This is a genomic window from Herbaspirillum huttiense (assembly GCF_004367745.1).
Classification (GTDB): domain Bacteria; phylum Pseudomonadota; class Gammaproteobacteria; order Burkholderiales; family Burkholderiaceae_D; genus Herbaspirillum; species Herbaspirillum huttiense.
In genome coordinates, this window is the sequence record NZ_CP037993.1 from 4,882,326 (window position 1) to 4,899,070 (window position 16,745).

Annotated in this window: 14 protein-coding genes; 3 read left to right on the forward strand and 11 right to left on the reverse strand. The window is 63.8% G+C overall.

Annotated elements, in window-relative coordinates:
* Positions 1 to 73 precede the first annotated feature (73 nt).
* From E2K99_RS21845 to E2K99_RS21865, 5 genes are all read right to left on the reverse strand, one after another.
* Positions 74 to 1,387, reverse strand: coding sequence for an MFS transporter (locus E2K99_RS21845; RefSeq protein ID WP_034341512.1), 1,314 nt, complete (start codon positions 1,385 to 1,387; stop codon positions 74 to 76).
* A 277-nt stretch (positions 1,388 to 1,664) separates the two neighbouring features.
* Positions 1,665 to 2,312, reverse strand: a complete 648-nt coding sequence (gene otnC, locus E2K99_RS21850) for a 3-oxo-tetronate 4-phosphate decarboxylase (RefSeq protein ID WP_008332714.1) — start codon at positions 2,310 to 2,312, stop codon at positions 1,665 to 1,667.
* Entirely contained in the window at positions 2,309 to 3,595 is a 1,287-nt protein-coding gene (gene otnK / locus E2K99_RS21855; RefSeq protein ID WP_134223548.1) for a 3-oxo-tetronate kinase, read from the reverse strand. The genes otnC and otnK overlap by 4 nt, the downstream gene beginning before the upstream one ends.
* Before the next feature lie 37 nt (positions 3,596 to 3,632).
* Positions 3,633 to 4,529 (reverse strand): L-threonate dehydrogenase, encoded by an 897-nt coding sequence (gene ltnD / locus E2K99_RS21860; RefSeq protein WP_134136972.1) that lies wholly within the window; start codon positions 4,527 to 4,529, stop codon positions 3,633 to 3,635.
* Positions 4,530 to 4,709: 180 nt separating this feature from the next.
* Positions 4,710 to 5,411, reverse strand: a complete 702-nt coding sequence (locus tag E2K99_RS21865) for a FadR/GntR family transcriptional regulator (RefSeq protein WP_034334401.1) — start codon at positions 5,409 to 5,411, stop codon at positions 4,710 to 4,712.
* Between the two features lie 250 nt (positions 5,412 to 5,661).
* Between E2K99_RS21865 and E2K99_RS21870 the strand changes: the two genes are divergently transcribed.
* Positions 5,662 to 6,603, forward strand: coding sequence for a 5'-nucleotidase (locus E2K99_RS21870; RefSeq protein WP_134223549.1), 942 nt, complete (start codon positions 5,662 to 5,664; stop codon positions 6,601 to 6,603).
* 21 nt (positions 6,604 to 6,624) lie between these two features.
* Here E2K99_RS21870 and E2K99_RS21875 read toward each other — a convergent pair whose 3' ends face one another.
* Entirely contained in the window at positions 6,625 to 7,296 is a 672-nt protein-coding gene (locus E2K99_RS21875) for a ceramidase domain-containing protein (RefSeq protein WP_134223550.1), read from the reverse strand.
* A 120-nt stretch (positions 7,297 to 7,416) separates the two neighbouring features.
* Positions 7,417 to 8,616, reverse strand: a complete 1,200-nt coding sequence (locus E2K99_RS21880; RefSeq protein WP_134224196.1) for an MFS transporter — start codon at positions 8,614 to 8,616, stop codon at positions 7,417 to 7,419.
* Positions 8,617 to 8,739: 123 nt separating this feature from the next.
* Between E2K99_RS21880 and E2K99_RS21885 the strand changes: the two genes are divergently transcribed.
* Positions 8,740 to 9,621, forward strand: a complete 882-nt coding sequence (locus E2K99_RS21885; protein WP_134223551.1) for an AraC family transcriptional regulator — start codon at positions 8,740 to 8,742, stop codon at positions 9,619 to 9,621.
* A complete protein-coding gene (locus E2K99_RS21890; RefSeq protein WP_134223552.1) occupies positions 9,606 to 11,162 on the forward strand; it encodes a CYTH and CHAD domain-containing protein in 1,557 nt (518 codons plus the stop codon). Before E2K99_RS21885 ends, E2K99_RS21890 begins: the two co-directional genes overlap by 16 nt.
* A gap of 33 nt (positions 11,163 to 11,195) precedes the next feature.
* On the opposite strand, the gene pelG is transcribed toward E2K99_RS21890, so the two are convergent.
* From pelG to E2K99_RS21910, 4 genes are read right to left on the reverse strand one after another with little or no spacing between them, the layout of a single operon-like run.
* Positions 11,196 to 12,566, reverse strand: coding sequence for an exopolysaccharide Pel transporter PelG (gene pelG / locus E2K99_RS21895; protein ID WP_134223553.1), 1,371 nt, complete (start codon positions 12,564 to 12,566; stop codon positions 11,196 to 11,198).
* Between the two features lie 11 nt (positions 12,567 to 12,577).
* On the reverse strand, positions 12,578 to 14,203 hold the full coding sequence (gene pelF, locus E2K99_RS21900; protein ID WP_134223554.1) for a GT4 family glycosyltransferase PelF: 1,626 nt from the start codon (positions 14,201 to 14,203) through the stop codon (positions 12,578 to 12,580).
* Complete coding sequence (locus E2K99_RS21905) at positions 14,200 to 15,264, reverse strand: tetratricopeptide repeat protein (RefSeq protein ID WP_121040586.1); 1,065 nt, start codon at positions 15,262 to 15,264, stop codon at positions 14,200 to 14,202. The genes pelF and E2K99_RS21905 overlap by 4 nt, the downstream gene beginning before the upstream one ends.
* On the reverse strand, positions 15,254 to 16,744 hold the full coding sequence (locus E2K99_RS21910; protein WP_240733787.1) for a PelD GGDEF domain-containing protein: 1,491 nt from the start codon (positions 16,742 to 16,744) through the stop codon (positions 15,254 to 15,256). Before E2K99_RS21910 ends, E2K99_RS21905 begins: the two co-directional genes overlap by 11 nt.
* Position 16,745: the final 1 nt, after the last annotated feature.

Below are 16,745 nucleotides of genomic sequence, written 5' to 3' on the forward strand. Positions count from 1 at the left end.
CACACCGGCAGAAGGTGCAGAAAACGTCAAAGCCCGCAGGCACAGGCATGCGGGCTTTGAACGGGACATCACATTACTTGTTGACCATGCCCGGCTTGGTGGCCAGCGTGGCAATCGAACCCACCACCAGCATCACTGCCAGCATGTACATGCCGGTCGCGTTGTTGTGGGTCAGGTCCTTCAGGTAGCCGATCAGGTAGGGGCTGACGAAACCGGCCAGGTTGCCCACCGAGTTGATGGCGGCAATACCGACAGCCGCCGCAGCGCCCGACAGGAAGGCGGTCGGGAGCGACCAGAACAGCGGTGCGCAGGTCAGCACGCCGGCCGCGGCCAGCGACAGCGATGCGATCGAGACCGCGGTGTTGTCGGCGAACAGCGCCGCACCCACGAAGCCCACGCCACCCATCAGGGCCGGGATCACCAGGTGCCAGCGACGCTCACGCATGCGGTCGGCGCTGCGGCCGATCAGGTTCATGGCGATGATGGCGCAGCCAAACGGAATGGCCGACAGCAGGCCGATTTCCAGGTTGCCCTTCACACCGGTGGCCTTGACCAGGGTCGGCATCCACAGCGTCAGGCCGTATTGACCCATGACGAAGGAGAAGTAGATCAGACACATCAGCCAGACACGCGCATCCTTCACGATGGCGCCGAAGCCGTGCTTGCTTTCCTTGCCCTTGGCATCGCCGTCGATGTCGGCTTGCAGGCTGGCCTTCTCTTCATCGGAGAGCCACTTGGCGCTCTTGACGTCGTTGTCCAGGTACAGCACCGTGGCCACACCGATCAGGACCGCCGGAATGGCTTCGATCAGGAACATCCACTGCCAGCCTTCCAGGCCGCCATTGTTGTGGAACGCATCCATGATCCAGCCCGACAGCGGGTTGCCCAGGATGCCGGCTACCGGAATGCCGGACATGAAGACCGCGATCACCTTGGCACGGCGGTGCGAAGGGAACCAGTAGGTCAGGTACAGGATGATGCCGGGATAGAAACCGGCTTCGGCCAGGCCCAGCAGGAAGCGCAGGACGTAGAACTGGGTGGCGTTCTGCACGAACATGAAGGCCGCCGAGAGAATGCCCCAGGTGATCATGATGCGGGCGATCCAGATGCGCGCGCCGACCTTGTGCATCAGGATGTTGCTGGGCACTTCAAAGAGGAAGTAGCCGATGAAGAACAGGCCAGCGCCCAGACCGAAGACGGTCTCGGAAAAACCCAGGTCCTGCGACATCTGCAGCTTGGCAAAGCCGACGTTGACGCGATCCAGATAAGCAATCACGTAGCACAGCATCAGGAACGGCATGATGCGCCAGAAGACTTTCTTGTACAGTCCGTCCTTGGATTTGTCGTTGACGTCGAGTCCGACGCCGGAAGTGCTTGCGGTGGTCATGGTGTTACATCTCCCTAAGAGTGTCGCGGCTGTCTATGCACGGCCGCTGGTTGCTTGGTGCCCGTGGTCTGACGGGCAATTTATGGATTCAATCGGACCCGCGTGCCGCTCCTTGCGGAACGGCACGCAGGCCGGCATTGATTGGCCGGTCTTGTGCCGGCTTGGCTGCACCCACCACCTTCCGTTGGGCGCAAGCGGGGCATGGCGGACTGGCTGCGTCCGCCATGACGTGTTGTTGCTATGGGTTGCTGAAGCTGCCTGAGCGCTATCGTTACTGCTACCAGCGCGCCTTGAAGGTGTCGCGCAGATCCTGCAGCGCGGGCTCTTCCAGCGGCGTGGCACGGCCACCGGCCAGGTGCCACAGCTTGGCGGTTTCTTCCAGTTCTTCCAGGGCAAAGGCGGCCTTGGAGACCGAGCTTTCCCACACCACCGGACCGAGCCGTTCCAGCAGCACGCCACGCACTTGCGTGGCGATCTTCGCCACCTGCTCGGCCACTTCCGGCGCACCCGGACGGGCATAGCGGATCAGCGGGATGTGGCCGACCTTCATCACGTAATACGGGGTGATGGGCGGCAAGACATCCTGCTCGCTGTAGACGCCATTGATGGTCAGCGACACCAGATGCGTGGAGTGCGTATGCACCACCGCATGCATCTCGGGATTGTTGTCGTAGATGGCGCGATGCAGGACCAGAGTCTTGGAGGGCTTGTCGCCCGAGACCCATTCCCCTGCCGCATTGACCTTCGCAATGGCCGCCGGATCGAGGAAACCGAGGCAGGCGTCGGTCGGCGTGATCAGCCAGCCGTCATCGAGACGCGCGCTGATGTTGCCGGCCGACCCGACGGTATAGCCACGCTGATAGAGCGAAGCGCCGATGCGGCAGATCTCTTCGCGCAGCGCGCTTTCGTTGGTGTTGCGGCTCATGCCGTCTTCCCGTCGAGATAGCGCAGTGCCTTCTCGAAGAAATCGACGCTGCCGAAATTGCCCGACTTCAATGCCAGCGCAACCGGTTGTTCATCCAGCGTGGCGGTCGCGGGCACGCCCGGATCGATCTGCGGGCCGATGCGCAGGGCGCGCACATCCAGCGCCTGCACCACCGCACCGGATGTTTCGCCACCGGCCACCACGAACTGGCGCACGCCACGTTGCTTCAAGCCAGCGGCGATCGATGCCAGCGCCTGTTCGACCAGGTGACCGGCCTTGGCGACGCCCAGTTCTTTCTGCACGGCCTTGACTTCATCGGGCGTGGCGGTCGCGTAAATCAATACCGGCTCGTTCTTGATGCGTTCATCGGCAAAGGCCAGCGCCTGTGCCACCACGTCTTCGCCACGGGCCAGGGCCAGCGGGTCGATGCGGAAGGCGGGACGCTTGGCCTTCCATTCGGCCACCTGCGCATTGGTCGCCTTGGAGGCGGAACCGGCCAGCACTACCGACAGGCCATCGACCTTGGGCAGTTGCGCGGCTTCACCGGCGGCGGTCAGCAGGCCGGCGCGGCGGAAGTTCTCGGGCAGGCCCAGGGCCACGCCGGAACCACCGGTGATGAGCTTCAGTTCGGCGCAGGCTTCGCCCAGCGTGAACAGGTCCTTGTCGGAGACGGCATCGGCGATGGCCATCTTGACGCCGTCGGCGCGCAGGGCCGTGAAGCGCTCCTGCGTGGCGGCCGCGCCGCGTGCCACGGTGTCGTAGCGCACCAGGCCGACCTTGGATTCGGTCTGGCGCTGCAGGACGCGCACCAGGTTGGCATCGGTCATCGGGGTCAGCGGATGGTTTTCCATGCCCGATTCATTCAACAGCGCATCGGCCACGAACAGGTAGCCGCGATAGATGGTGCGGCCGTTTTCCGGGAAGGCCGGGCAGGCGATGGTGAAGTCCTCGCCCAGTTCCTTCATCAGCGCATCGGTCACCGGACCGATGTTGCCTTCGTCGGTGGAATCGAAGGTGGAGCAGTACTTGAAGAAGAACTGCGTGCAGCCCTGCTGCTGCAGCCAGCGCAGTGCGGCCAGCGATTGCTCGATGGCTTCGGCAGCGGGAATGGTGCGCGACTTCAGTGCGATCACCAGCGCGTCAGCCGCCACGGCCGGCATTTCGCTGGGCACGCCGATGGTCTGCACGGTGCGCATGCCGCCGCGCACCAGCATGTTGGCCAGGTCGGTGGCGCCGGTGAAATCGTCGGCGATACAACCGAGCAAGGGACGGGATGTGGACATGAAAACTCCTCGAATCAGATGCAGGGACGACGCTGGATTACTTGGCCTTGGCCGGCGGCAGGTCGATGCCGGGGAAGATCTTGATGACGGCCGAATCATCCTCGCCGCCATGACCGGCGGTGGAAGCCATCATGAACATCTGGTGCGCAGCGGCCGACAGCGGCAGCGGGAATTTGCTGCGGCGGGCGGTATCGAGCACCAGGCCCAGATCCTTGACGAAGATGTCCACCGCCGACAGCGGCGTGTAGTCGCCGTTGAGGATGTGCGGCACGCGGTTTTCGAACATCCAGGAATTGCCGGCGCTGTGGGTGATGACGTCATACAGCGCATCCGGATTGACGCCTTCGCGCAGGCCCAGGGCCATCGCTTCAGCGGAGGCGGCGATGTGCACGCCGGCCAGCAGCTGGTTGATGATCTTGACCTTGGAGCCGATGCCGTGGGTGTCGCCCAGGCGATAGACCTTGCCGGCCATGCCGGCGAGCACGTCTTCGATCTTGGCGTAGACGTCGGCAGGACCCGAAGTCATCATGGTCATCTCGCCGGAAGCGGCGCGCGCGGCACCACCGGAGACCGGTGCGTCCAGCAGCAGCAAGTCCTTTTCTGCCAGGCGCTTGCCCAGCTCGACGGCGAAGTCGGGCGCCACGGTGGCGCTGGAGATGACGACGCTGCCCGGCTTCATCGCGGAGACGGCACCGTTCTCACCGAAGAGCACCATCTCGGTCTGGGCGGCATTGACCACCAGAGTAATGACCACATCGACCTTGGCGGCCAGCTCGGCCGGGTTGGCACAGGCCACGCCACCGGCGGCGGCGAACTTGTCCAGGACTTCCTTGCGCACGTCGCAGGCATGTACATTGAAACCGGCACGCAACAGCGAGCTGGCCACGCCATAACCCATGGCTCCCAAACCGATCACACCTACATTCTTGGACATAATTGCCTCCGCATTGATGACGCCGCTGCCGCTCTTGACGGGCAGGACATTGCGCCGGGTTGATGATGCAACGCCGGCAAAGGCCGGCGTCAGAATTTCAAATTTCGTAAAACTTATAAACCGTTTAAATCGTTTAAAACATTCAAATCATTTGCTGCCGTTCAAGCCGGGACACTCTTTTCAGGACTGTCCCTGGCTCAAGCGCCGTGCCGCGTTGAACATGTGGGTCTGGGCGGCATTGCGGGCCGCCATTTCATCACCGGCGCGAATGGCTGCGACGATGGCCTCATGTTCTTCGCGCACCTGGCGCGAGAAATCCTCATACCGTGCCTCATTGCCACGCGTGACCGCCGTGGCCGCTTCCAGATACTGGGACAGGAACTCCAGCGTCTTGATGAAGTACGGATTGCGCGTGGCCTGCGCCAGTGCGCGATGGAAGGCCACATCGGCAGCCACGCCATCACCGCCTGCGGCCACATCGACACCGATCTGCACCAGTGCCGCGTCAATCGCCTGCAGGTCTTCCGCACTGCGGCGCTTGGCCGCCTGCGCGGCGACTTCGGCCTCGATGGCACGGCGCAGCTCGACGATCTGCAACACCGCCTCGGGCGAACTGACCTCGGTGTAATCGATGCGCAGCGGCTTGATGCCGGCCTGCTCGGTCACGAATACGCCGCTACCCTGGCGCGGTTCGACCACGCCTTCATGTTTCAGGCGCGCGATGGCTTCGCGCACCACCGTGCGGCTCACACCGAACTGCTGCGCCAGCACCGCCTCGGTGGGCAGCTTGCTGCCCCGGGGGAAGGCACCGGCGTCGATGTTTTCCAGCAATTGCCTGGCTACAGTGTCGCTGAGCGCCTGTGCGGGGATCTTCTGAAACATGCTGTCTCGCGGTCGTTATCGTAAAGTTATCCGGTCATCATACAAATTTATTTTGAACGGGGCAATCCGATTTTTTCTCTTTACCGGGAGTAACACCCCCGTTTGGCAAACAATATGCGCAGTTGACGGAACTTGACGTGATATATGCAGCAGTTCGCTCCAGACATCAAGAATACGAATATCTCTGCCAAGGCTGCGCCAGCAGGCCGGGGGCTCTACAATCAGGGCTTTCCTGCCACGGATGTGCCGCATGCCCTACGATCTCTCGGACAAGCTCGTCATTGGAATCTCTTCCCGCGCCCTCTTCGATCTCGAAGTGGAGAACGCCATCTACGACCAGCAGGGTGTGGATGCTTATGCGCAGTACCAGCGTGATCACGAGAATGATCCGCTGCAGCCGGGCACGGCCTTCCCGCTGGTCAAGGCGCTGCTGCAGCTGAATGAGCTGATCCCGGAACGCCGCCTGGTGGAGGTGGTGGTCATCTCGCGCAACACGCCCGACACCGGCCTGCGCGCCTTCAATGCCATTGCCGCCCACAAGCTCGACATCAGCCGCGCGGCCTTCACCGGTGGCGGACCGACTGCGCCTTACCTGCAAGCCTTCAAGATCGACCTGTTCCTCTCGCGCGATACCGGCGACGTGCAGGAAGCCATCGATGCCGGCGTGGCGGCGGCCCAGCTGTATGCCGCGCCACTGGACTACAGTGCCCCGGACAAGCAGATCCGCATTGCCTTCGATGGCGATGCCGTGCTGTTCTCGGCGGAGTCCGAGCGCATCTTTGCGGAGAAGGGATTGGAGGCCTTTGCGCGGCATGAACAGCGCCATCGCAAGAAGGCCATGAAGGAAGGACCGTTTGCCAAATTGCTGCTGGCCTTGTCGGCGATCCAGAAACAGTTTCCGCCCAAGCAGTGCCCGGTGCGCATCGCCATCGTCACGGCGCGCAACAGCCCGGCGCACCAGCGCGTGATCCATACCTTGCGGACCTGGAATGTGACGGTGGATGAAGCCTTTTTCCTGGGCGGGCTGAACAAGGCGGAGGTACTGCAGGCCTTCGGCGCGCACATGTTCTTTGATGACCAGGAGGGACATGTGCAGAAGGCGGCCGTGGTGGTGCCGTCGGGGCGGGTGCCTTACAAGGGTGGGACGCTGGAGGGTACACGCCCGGGCCGGGCGCGCGCAGTCAAGGGCTGAGCAGCGGCCGCAAAGCTGGCCTCAGGCAGTCCGCCGCTCTTTGTCTGCATTGACGATGAAGGCGCGCGTGGTGAAATACAGCACCAGCCCATTCAAGAGATGCCAGAACATGTGCGTGCCCAAGGGCAGGGTCGGACACACCGCCATATCGATCGAACGCAACACCAGCGACAGCGTAAATACTCCGGTAGCCAACAGCAGCACCATGGGTTCGGTCTTGCGCATGCGCCAGTGATACACGCCCAGCCCGCCAATGAACAGCCATGCCGAACCATAGGACGCCACCGAACCATTGAGCCACTGCTCCGGCAAGCGGCCCACACCGTAGGTCACGACAAAGAAGAACACCACCCAGCACATCGTCACGAGCCAGTTGCAGCGCGCCACCTTGCGTACATAGAAGGCCAGGAACAGCACCTGATACACCGAAATCGGAATGACATCGGCGAACAGGGCCCAGCGCTGCGCAACGGTGTGGAAAAGAAAACTGCCCACCCCGATCACGGCCACCATCAGCGTCAGAATCCGCGACATCACCACGCCACCGCGTTGCTGCGGCAACGGCAAGCGCCACAGGAAATACACGGCAAGCAGGAAGGCGAGATTGGAAAGGGCATTGACGGGCTCAGCCCAGAAGGCGGTGCTGAGGCGTTCGCAATACAGGTCTACCGGTGCAAGAAGCGATGCGGTCATGGTGTGTGTCGCGCTGGTCGTCGCAGATCAAGGGGGAATCGTAACCGGCGATCAAGAGGCCACCCGTTCACGATGCAGCCGCCATGATCCGCGAAGCCGCCGAATTTTTCCAGTCGCGCTTTACTGTCCTTGCGTGTCCGCCCCGATCACCCTGCCCGGCCGCCCCGCCAGCCAGCCCAGTACGCCCATCAGAACTGCACCTCCGGCACACAGCGCCAGCACCAGCGTCCATCCCCCGCTGGCATCATGCAGTCGCCCCATGAGGATGGGCCCGGCGGCCGCCAGCAGATAGCCCACGCTCTGCGCCATCGCTGACAGCGCAGCAGCCTGTGGCGGTGTCGATACGCGCGTGCCGACAAAGGCCAGCCCCAGGATCAGTACCGCGCCCGTCCCGAACCCAAACAGCGGCACCCAGATGATGGACGCCTGCGGCCACGCAATGAGGCCGATGAGGCTCAGGACAGTCGCAGCCGACATGCTCACCGCCACCGGGCGATGATCGCGCATGCGCGGACCCAGCGGCACCAGCAGCAAGCCCGGCAAGGCCGAGGCCAGCTGCATCAGGCCATGCAGGTTGCCCGCCTCCACCGCACTGTGACCATTGGCCGCGAGGATGGACGGCAGCCATGCCGTCACCACGTAATACACCAGCGAATTGGTCCCGAGGAAGAAAGTCACCTGCCACGCCAACGGCTGGCGCCACATCGACGCCGCACGTGCAGGCGCAGTGGCCGGGCGCGTATCACGCCGCAATTGCGGCAGCCAGACCAGTACCGTCACCAGCGGCAATGCAATGAACGAAGCCAGCGCCCACGCCCAGCCCAGGCCCGCCGCCAGCGGCACCGCACAGACCGAGCCCAGCGCCGACGCACCGCCCATGGTGAGCGCATAGATGGCCGTCATGCGCGTGAGGTCGTCGGGAAAATCGCGCTTGAGCAAGCTGGGCAACAGCACATTGCCGCCGGCAATCCCGCAGCCGATGACACAGGTCCCGGCCAGCAAGGCCGCCACCGATCCCGAAGAGCGCAGCACGATACCGCCCGCAATCAACAGCAAGGCCAGCAGGAGCGTGCGCTCCAATCCGAGACTGCGCGCCACGCGGGCCGCCAGCGGCGAGACCAGAGCAAAGCACAGCAGTGGCAAGGTCAGCATCAGCCCGGCGGCACCGGCCGAAAGCGCGAAGGTCTGTTGCAGCAGGCCCATCACCGGCCCGACGGCCGTGACCGGTGCGCGCAGATTGGCGGCAATCAGCAGGATGCCTGCAATGAGCCAGACATTGCGGTGAAGAGGGCGAACATGAGGGGGATGCGTGGCATGCATGGCGGTCGGGAAGAAGGACAAAGATTGATCCAAAGCAGCGAGCGCCCAGCTTAGCCAATCGCAGCCTGTACGAATTTGGCTACAATGCCAGCCTATTGCTAAAAACGGTCAACCCTGCTCCCGATGGCCACTCTCTACGCCAGCCTGGTCGAACACGATCCGGACCGCCTCGATGCCGCGGTCACGGCCCTGCGCGTGCATACCAGCCAGAGCGAGCGCGAGACGCCTTTCCACAGCCATCGCAAGGGCCAGCTGGTGGTGGCCCTGCACGGTGCGGTCACCTGCGAGACGGCGCAGGGCATGTGGATCGTGCCGCCGCAGTCGGCGGTCTGGATTCCGCCTGGCTTGCCGCACAGCAACCGTGTCACGCTTGACGGCCAGCTGTGCTTCCTCTTCATCGCGCCACATGCAGCCAGCATGCCGGACCAGTGCTGCACGCTGGCGCTGTCGCCCCTGCTGGTGCAGATGATCTGCCACCTCGCCGAGCAGCGCCAGGACTACGCCCCGCACGAGCGCACCGCGCGTCTGGCCTCGGTACTGGTGGAGGAACTGGAACACAGCCAGCGCCACGCCCTGCCCCTGCACCTGCCCGTGCCGCAGCATTCGCGGCTGCGTGCGATTGCGCGCCACTTGGCCGAACAACCGGCCGACCGCAGCACAGTCGCCGAATGGGGCCAGCGCCATGCGATGAGCGAGCGCAGTTTTGCGCGCTTCGTGCAGGCCGAAACCGGCATGAGCTTCGGCCGCTGGCGGCGGCAGATCCACCTGATGCTGGCCCTGCAATGGCTGGCCTCGGGCAGCTCGGTGCAGCGCGTCTCGCAGGACCTGGGCTATGAATCGGTGAGTGCCTTCATCACCATGTTCCGCAATACCCTGGGCAAGCCGCCCGCGCGCTACATGGCGCAGCGCCAGACCCCGCTTGCCCGCCCCGCTTCTTCCCCACCGGCCAGCCCGGCGGCCCCCTACTTCCAACCGACACGGAACGCCTCATGGAAACCGAACTGAAACTGCTGCTCGCCCCCGAGCACACCAAGGCCTTCATCCGTCACCCGCTCATCAAGCGCTACGCCCAGGCCGCGCCGCGCATCAAGGACCAGACCGGCACCTACTTCGATACGCCCGAGCTGCTGCTGCGCCAGAACGAAGCCGGACTGCGGGTGCGTCGGACCGGAAATGAATATATCCAGACCCTCAAGGCAGGCGGCGGCGTCAGTGGCGGCCTGCACCAGCGCAATGAATGGGAGTCGCTGGTGGAAGGTGAACAACCTGACCTGCCGGTGCTGCGCGAGCTGGCGGCCTCCGACGAAGCCTGGGCCAGGAAGGTGTTCTCCGACAAGACCGCTGCGCAGTTGACGCCCATCTTCAGTACCCGCATCCAGCGTATGGTGTGGGACCTGGTATTGCAGGATGGCAGCGAGGTCGAATGCGTGCTCGACCAGGGCACGGTAGAACACGGAGAGCTCAAGGCGGAGGTCTGCGAAATCGAACTGGAACTCAAGCAAGGCGAGGCCAGCGCCCTCTTCGATTTCGCACTGCAACTGCTGCAGACCCTGCCGCTGCGCATCGGCATCCAGAGCAAGGCGCAGCGCGGCTATGGATTGTTCCACCAGGCGCGCCGTGCGCAGCAGGGCATTGCCGCGACCTCGTCGGCCAGCCGTGCCAAGCCGCTGCAGCTGACCCGCAAGATGCCGGTGGAGCGGGCCTTCCTGGCGGTGGTCAACAATTGCGTGGAGCAGATCCAGGCCAATGACATCGCCGACCAGGACAGCGACGACATCGAACGCCTGCACCAGATGCGCGTGGGCCTGCGCCGCCTGCGCTCGGCCTTCACGCTGTTCGAGCCCGTCATCGCCCTGCCCGCTTCCCTGGCCGCTGAATTCGACTGGGTCTCGCAAGCCATCGGCAATGCACGTGACTGGGATGTATTGGCCACGCAAACGTTGACCACGCTGCCACCGCACGCCATCGGTGCCATCGACCTGGAACGGGTGCGCCATGCAGCGCTGGTGGAAGCCGGCAAGGAACATGCGCTGGCGGTACAGGCCGTGGCCTCGCCGCGCTATACCGCACTGGTCCTGCAGTTCAGCCGCTGGCTGCTGACCGCAGGCTGGCGCGATGGTCTCGACGAGGCGGGACAGGAAGCCCTCTCGCAAGCGCTTTTCCGCTATGCACGGCAGATGCTGCGACGAGACGAGAAGCGTCTCAACAAGCGCGGTGCCCATCTGGAAGAAAATGACCGCGCGCGCCACCGTACCCGCATCGCCGCCAAGAAGATGCGCTATGACATCGAATTTTTCCAGGCGCTGTATGGCGAGAAGAGCAGCCGCCCCTACCTGAAAGCCTTGTCACGCCTGCAGGACCAGCTGGGCCTGCAGAACGACCTGGTGGTGGCCGATGCCCTGCTGCAGCAACTGCAGCAGAAGGAGGCACGTCTTGCCGCGAGCATCGGCTATGCGCGCGGCTTCCTGGCGGGCCAGGTCAAGGACGGCCACGAGCGCATGCATCGCCTGTGGAAAAAATGGAAGGCGCAGGAGTTGCCTCAGTGAGTACCGCAATGAGTGCTGCAATGAGCGCCGTGCTCATTGCAGCATGAAAGTCTCGTACTCCAGCAGTTCCAGCTTGCGGGTGAGCAGCACGAAACCGGCCAGTACCACCACGAACACCGCCAGCGCAAATCCGAAGCCGTAGAAGGTCGGACCCAGGTGCAGCGAGAGCGCGGTGAGCGCGAAGTTGAGCACCACCAGTCCCCCGCACAGGCCCAGCACGATGCGGCGCTTGTCGAGATAGAAGAAGACGTTGAGGATGCCCAGCAGCACCACCTGCAGGCTGGCCGCGATGACGTCGATGTAGAGCAGCGGCAGGTAGAGCGTGGAAATGCCCAGCCACTTCAGGATGGACTCACCCGTCACCATCAGCAGCAAGGTGGTGATGGCCTGGATCTTGATGATTTCCAGCAGGCCCAGGCGCACCGTTTCCACCATGCCGTTGCGGTGCTTCTCGATGGTTTCGAGCGAGGCGCCGGTGCGCACGGCCTCGTAGAAGGCATCGTAGTCCTCGACGAAATCGGTCTCCATGCGCAGCAGGAAAATGGCCATGCCAGGAATGATCGAAAGGTAAGCCAGGAACACCGGCAGGTCATAGATCACCGAGGCGCGCAGCGGGCCGATGATGGCCTGGCTGGTCTCGGGCGTGTACCAGAACATGGCCTTGTCGATCCAGATCGCGGTGTTGTAGAGCAGGCCGATGGCCATGAGCGAGGGATAGAGTTTCTTGCGCTCGTAAAACTCGAAGGAGATGAAGCGGTCCGACGGAAAATTGCGCAGGATCAGCGCCATCATCGCCATCAGCAATACCGCCTGGCCGATCACGAAGCCGCCCATCAAGCCCTCCAGCCCCAGCGGACGCAACAGCAGCGCCGCCACCACCGTGATGGTGTAGCCCAGCGCATAGATCCAGAAGATGGCCTTGTACTGCTTCATCCCCGACAGGAAGATGGTGGCGATCCAGATGTTGCACATGATGATGAAGGCCGCCAGCAACAGCAGCCGGTACAGCGCACTCTGCTGCGGGAACAGGAAGGCCACCGCCAGCAGGCCCAGCACGCCGCCTACCACCGTCACCGCCATCGACACCGAATGGAAATTGGGCAGGATGGCGTGATTGTCCTTTTCAAACAGACGGTCCGCCGCAAAGCGCGTCAGGGCCAGCTGGAAGATGCCGGTGAAGATCAGCGACAAGGAAATCACGTAGGTGATGCTGACCTGGAATTGCACGATGGCCAGCTTGGGCATGTTCACCGTATAGCTCACCAGGCCGATGACCAGGATGCCGACGATGGACATGATCCACGGCCCCGAACTGATCAGGGCCGCATAGGAATACGCCTGCATCAGCGAGAGCAGGCTGTCGCGCTTCAATATCTTGCGCAGTTCAAAACCGATACCGGCCATGGCGGTCCTCGTCAGTGCCGCACCGGGCAGCGCAGCGGCTGGCCGGATGCGGCGTCGGTGTCCTGCCCACCCTGCGCCAGCGAACGCTGGTACAGCTCACGGTAGGCACCGAACATCATGTCCTGGGTGTAATAACGCTCCACGCGCGCAATGCCTGCGGCCTGGGCTGCGTGCCAGCGCTGCGGATCGGTCAGCAGTTTCAATGCCGCGTCGGCCAGCGCCTGGGGCTGGGCGATGCCGACCACATCCCCCGCTGCGCCCAGTGCCTGATCTTCTTCCGACAGTCCATACAGCAGCTGGCGGCACGATCCCACATCGGTGGCAACGGCCGGCACACCGGCCGCAAAACCTTCCAGCAACACCAGCGGCAAGGCCTCGCTGATGCTGGAGAGCACCACCAGTCCGATCTTGGGCATGAGCTCGTCGATCTTCTGGAAACCGAGGAACTTGACCTTGTCGGTCAGGCCCAGGCCATCGGCAATCGCATGGCACTCACCGGCATAGGCCGGGTCTTCATCTTCCGGTCCGGCGATCCAGGCTTCGGCCTCCGGATACTGGTTGACCACGGTACGCATGGCACGGATGAAGGTCTTCACATCCTTGATCGGCACCACCCGGCCCAACAGGCAGAGCACCGGCGGGATTTTTTCACTGCGCAATGCGCGCAGTTTCGACAGGCGCGGCAGGTCGATGCCGTTGGGGATATTGCGCGTGCGCTCGGCCGGTGCGCCGTCATGGATCTGGCGCAGGCGGTTGGTCTCGTAGAGCGCGACGATGTCGTTGGACGCCTGGTAGCACAGCCGGCCCAGCGCCTCGAAGAAGCGGATCCACATCTCGCGGAAGTAGGGGATCTGCGAGGCATCCTTTTCGAAGACGTTGCGGTTGTCGCGGATCCACTCGCTCTGGAACAGGTCGATCTTGCGTTCCTTGGTGTAGATGCCGTGTTCCGAAAGGATCAGCGGACGGCCGGTCTGCATTTTCATCAGCGCCCCGAGGAAGCCCGCGTAACCGGTGGAGATGGTGTGATAGCAGCGCGCCGGGATCAGCTGGCGCGCCACGCGGGCCAGGGTCCATACCGGCTGGTGCATGATGCGCACGGTCCAGAAGTAATCGACGAAGGACGGATCAGTGCAGAAGATGCGGTATTGCGAAGCGAGGTAATCCCAGGAACGCTTGCTGAAGAGGAAGGTGTCCTGGTCCATCTTGCCCCCATCCTCCATCATCGGAATCAGCTCACCCAGTTGCGCCACCAGCGCCGAATGCGAGGTGGCATCGGTGCGATCGTAGGCACGGAACATGGCATGCAGTTCGTCGATGCGCTCGAAGGCGGCTGCATCGCCGCGCGAACGCACCACCTGGGTTGCCGAGAGATGTTGGTGGATGAAGTGCGTTTCCAGATGGACCACGTTATCCGGCAGTGCGTACTTGGGGGTGCCGTAATCTTCCGCCCGGCTGCCGATGAAGCACAGGCCGAAACGGATCTCGGGGAAACCCCGGATGATCTGGTTGACCCAACTTGACACGCCACCGCTCACATACGGGAAAGTCCCTTCCAGCAGCAGCATGACGTCGCAGTCCTTGGCGCGGCGCTGGTAGGACGCATCGCCGGCGACCGGCTTGACGACGGGCGCATTCATCGGCGGCCTCCGCCCGGACGGCCCGCAGGCGCGGGACTGAAGGTGTCAGGCCGGTTGGCAATGGTGCGCCGGCCATGGCGCCAGTAACGGTGCAGCTGCGGCTGCGAGGACACGCTGGGATCGTATTGCATTTCGATGAAGAGCTTGCGCACTTGTTCGTAATCGTGTTCGAGGAAGCTGAGTTCGGCCAGGTAAGGCAGGAGACGCACGCGCGAAAAACCATATTCATGGGCGCGCTGCATGGCCTCGGCGGCGTCGGCCACGTTGCGGTTGGCCAGCTCCATGCGCGCCAGCATGAACCACAGGCCCGGCTGGGCGGCATCGATCTGCAGCGCCGCCCGGGCGTGCTCGCGCATCTGGGTGTAGGAGTAGTTCAGCAGGTCGCCCTGCACCAGGTTCTGGTAGATCAGTTCCTGATACAGCTCGGCCACCTGCTGATGCAGGATGCTCAGGGTCTCCGGGTCGGAGACGGTCTTGAGGTGGTTGCGCATGTCAACGATGCGCTGGGTGATCTTCTTTTCCTTGCCATCCAGGATGCCGTAGGCCAGCAGCCGCACGTCGTCCGCCGGATCGCCCAGCAGGCTGCGCAGCGAAGCGCCGCTGGCGCGCGTGGGCGTGCTCTGGATTGCCACCAGCGCATTGAGCCGCTTGTCCACGGGCGTGGCGACGTTGCCCAGCTGGGCGCGCACGCGGTTGCCGGAAAAGCCGCTGCCCTCGCGCCTGCGCGCAGTGACGAAGGCCGGCGCCTGGCTGGTGTCGAAATGGTCTTCCGGCTTGTCCTTGGGCCAGAGCACGGCCACCAGCAACGCCACTACGGCACACAGCACGCCGCCGATGGGAATGAAGAAATTGAAGAAGAACAAATACAGCAGCAAGGCCGTGCGCGGACGCCGGTACTGCGGCGGGGCGACCTGCGCGATGGCCAGCGCGAACAGCGCCGAGGAGGCCAGGTGCAGCAGCAGATAACCGGAGAGTACGCCCAGCCCGTTGCCACCCTGCAGCAGCAGGGCCACGGAGGCGGTCTCGAAACTCAGACCGGCAGCGGAGAGTTTAAGCAGCACAGCGTTCCACCAGGTTGATCAAGAGGCGCATCGGCTCATCGCTGCCCAGCGCAGCGGTGTGCGCAGCGGCGAAGTTGGCCAGTGACTTGTTGTCGAACTGCGCATGAGAAGCGGTCTCGATGCGCATCAGGTAGCCATCCACCGCTGCCGGTCCGGCCAGCGGCAGCAAGGTCATCAACACGTTGCGGCCACCGGCCTTGTAGGTCCAGACCACATCGGCGGCGCGCTTCAAACGGCGTACCTGATCGTACATGTCGCGCGAGAGTTCGTCGTCACCGAACACCAGCGCCACCAGCGAGGAATCGATGTCGGTGCTGCGCTTGAGGCGATGCAGGCGCACCAGGTCCACCGCCAGCTCCGGCGGGCAGGTCGGCAGCTGCTGCAGGATGGCGCGGGCGCTGTCGCCCATCTCGATGCCGTCGGCGTAGTAGTCGATGAGCACCGACATCAGTTGCAGCGTGTCTTCGTTGAGGGCCAGGAAGGGCAACTGCTCCACCACCAGCAAACCGAACTGGCGGCCCTCGTAGTTGCGCAAGGGCGCACAGACCAGATAGCGGCTCTGGTTGCGCAGGGTCTGGTTCAGGCTCTCGGTCTGGATATGGCCCAGCTTCTGCTGCGTCAGGCAATAGCGCACCAGCGGATCGTCGGCCGCCAGCGGCGTGACCTTGCCCACGCTGGCCACCGCCTCAGGCAGGACGTGGCCGTGGACATCGCAGGCAAATACCGAGGCCGACTCCACCTGGCAGCTCTGCACCAGGATCTGCAGGAAGGCATCCGGTGCCGGCATGCGTCCCGGGTCCAGCAGGTATTGCGTGAGCGTGAGGGCGCGCATGCGGTCCAGCGATTCACGCAGGGTCAGCGGCTTGGACAGCAGGTCCTGTTCCAGCCGCTCATGCGACAGGCGCAGCAGGAAGTGATTCTTGGTGAGCATGGTCAGGCGCTCTTCCAGATAGGCATTCACCCCGCGCAGGCGGCGGCTGCGCGCATTCCACACTTCGGCGAACTGGCCGCACAGCAGCGTCAGCACCAGCCCGCCCAGGAAATAGGCTTGCGGAAAGGCCTGCGCCGCCGATACCACGGCCTGCGCCTCATCCTCATGATGGCCATGCATGAGCAGATACCAGCCCCCCAGCATGGTGGCCACCGCAACCACGCCCAGCGTGCTGCCGTAGCGCATGGCAAGGATGGCCGGCATCAGCCACAGCCAGGGGAATTGCGCCTCCAGCCCGAACGGATCCTCCGGCGCCAGCCACCAGGCCACACCCAGCGCGGCGGCCACCAGCGCAATGGTCTCGACGATGCGCAGGGCCGCCTTGCGCGGTGATCCGCTGTCGGTATCGAAGCGCGTAAACAGGCGTGACCAGAACTTCTGGCGCTTCTGCGCCGCCGTCGGTGCCGGACGCGGACTGGCCGCCCACGGCTGGCCACCGCCGGGACGTCCTGAGACCGGTGGTGTAGTGGGCCGTTGGCTGTCGTTCACG

Excerpts from the sequence above, each read along its gene's own strand:
- E2K99_RS21845 (WP_034341512.1), bottom strand. The coding sequence starts at position 1,387 with ATGACCACCGCAAGCACTTCCGGCGTCGGACTCGACGTCAACGACAAA.
- otnC (WP_008332714.1), bottom strand. The coding sequence starts at position 2,312 with ATGAGCCGCAACACCAACGAAAGCGCGCTGCGCGAAGAGATCTGCCGC.
- otnK (WP_134223548.1), bottom strand. The coding sequence starts at position 3,595 with ATGTCCACATCCCGTCCCTTGCTCGGTTGTATCGCCGACGATTTCACC.
- ltnD (WP_134136972.1), bottom strand. The coding sequence starts at position 4,529 with ATGTCCAAGAATGTAGGTGTGATCGGTTTGGGAGCCATGGGTTATGGC.
- E2K99_RS21865 (WP_034334401.1), bottom strand. The coding sequence starts at position 5,411 with ATGTTTCAGAAGATCCCCGCACAGGCGCTCAGCGACACTGTAGCCAGG.
- E2K99_RS21870 (WP_134223549.1), top strand. The coding sequence starts at position 5,662 with ATGCCCTACGATCTCTCGGACAAGCTCGTCATTGGAATCTCTTCCCGC.
- E2K99_RS21875 (WP_134223550.1), bottom strand. The coding sequence starts at position 7,296 with ATGACCGCATCGCTTCTTGCACCGGTAGACCTGTATTGCGAACGCCTC.
- E2K99_RS21880 (WP_134224196.1), bottom strand. The coding sequence starts at position 8,616 with ATGCATGCCACGCATCCCCCTCATGTTCGCCCTCTTCACCGCAATGTC.
- E2K99_RS21885 (WP_134223551.1), top strand. The coding sequence starts at position 8,740 with ATGGCCACTCTCTACGCCAGCCTGGTCGAACACGATCCGGACCGCCTC.
- E2K99_RS21890 (WP_134223552.1), top strand. The coding sequence starts at position 9,606 with ATGGAAACCGAACTGAAACTGCTGCTCGCCCCCGAGCACACCAAGGCC.
- pelG (WP_134223553.1), bottom strand. The coding sequence starts at position 12,566 with ATGGCCGGTATCGGTTTTGAACTGCGCAAGATATTGAAGCGCGACAGC.
- pelF (WP_134223554.1), bottom strand. The coding sequence starts at position 14,203 with ATGAATGCGCCCGTCGTCAAGCCGGTCGCCGGCGATGCGTCCTACCAG.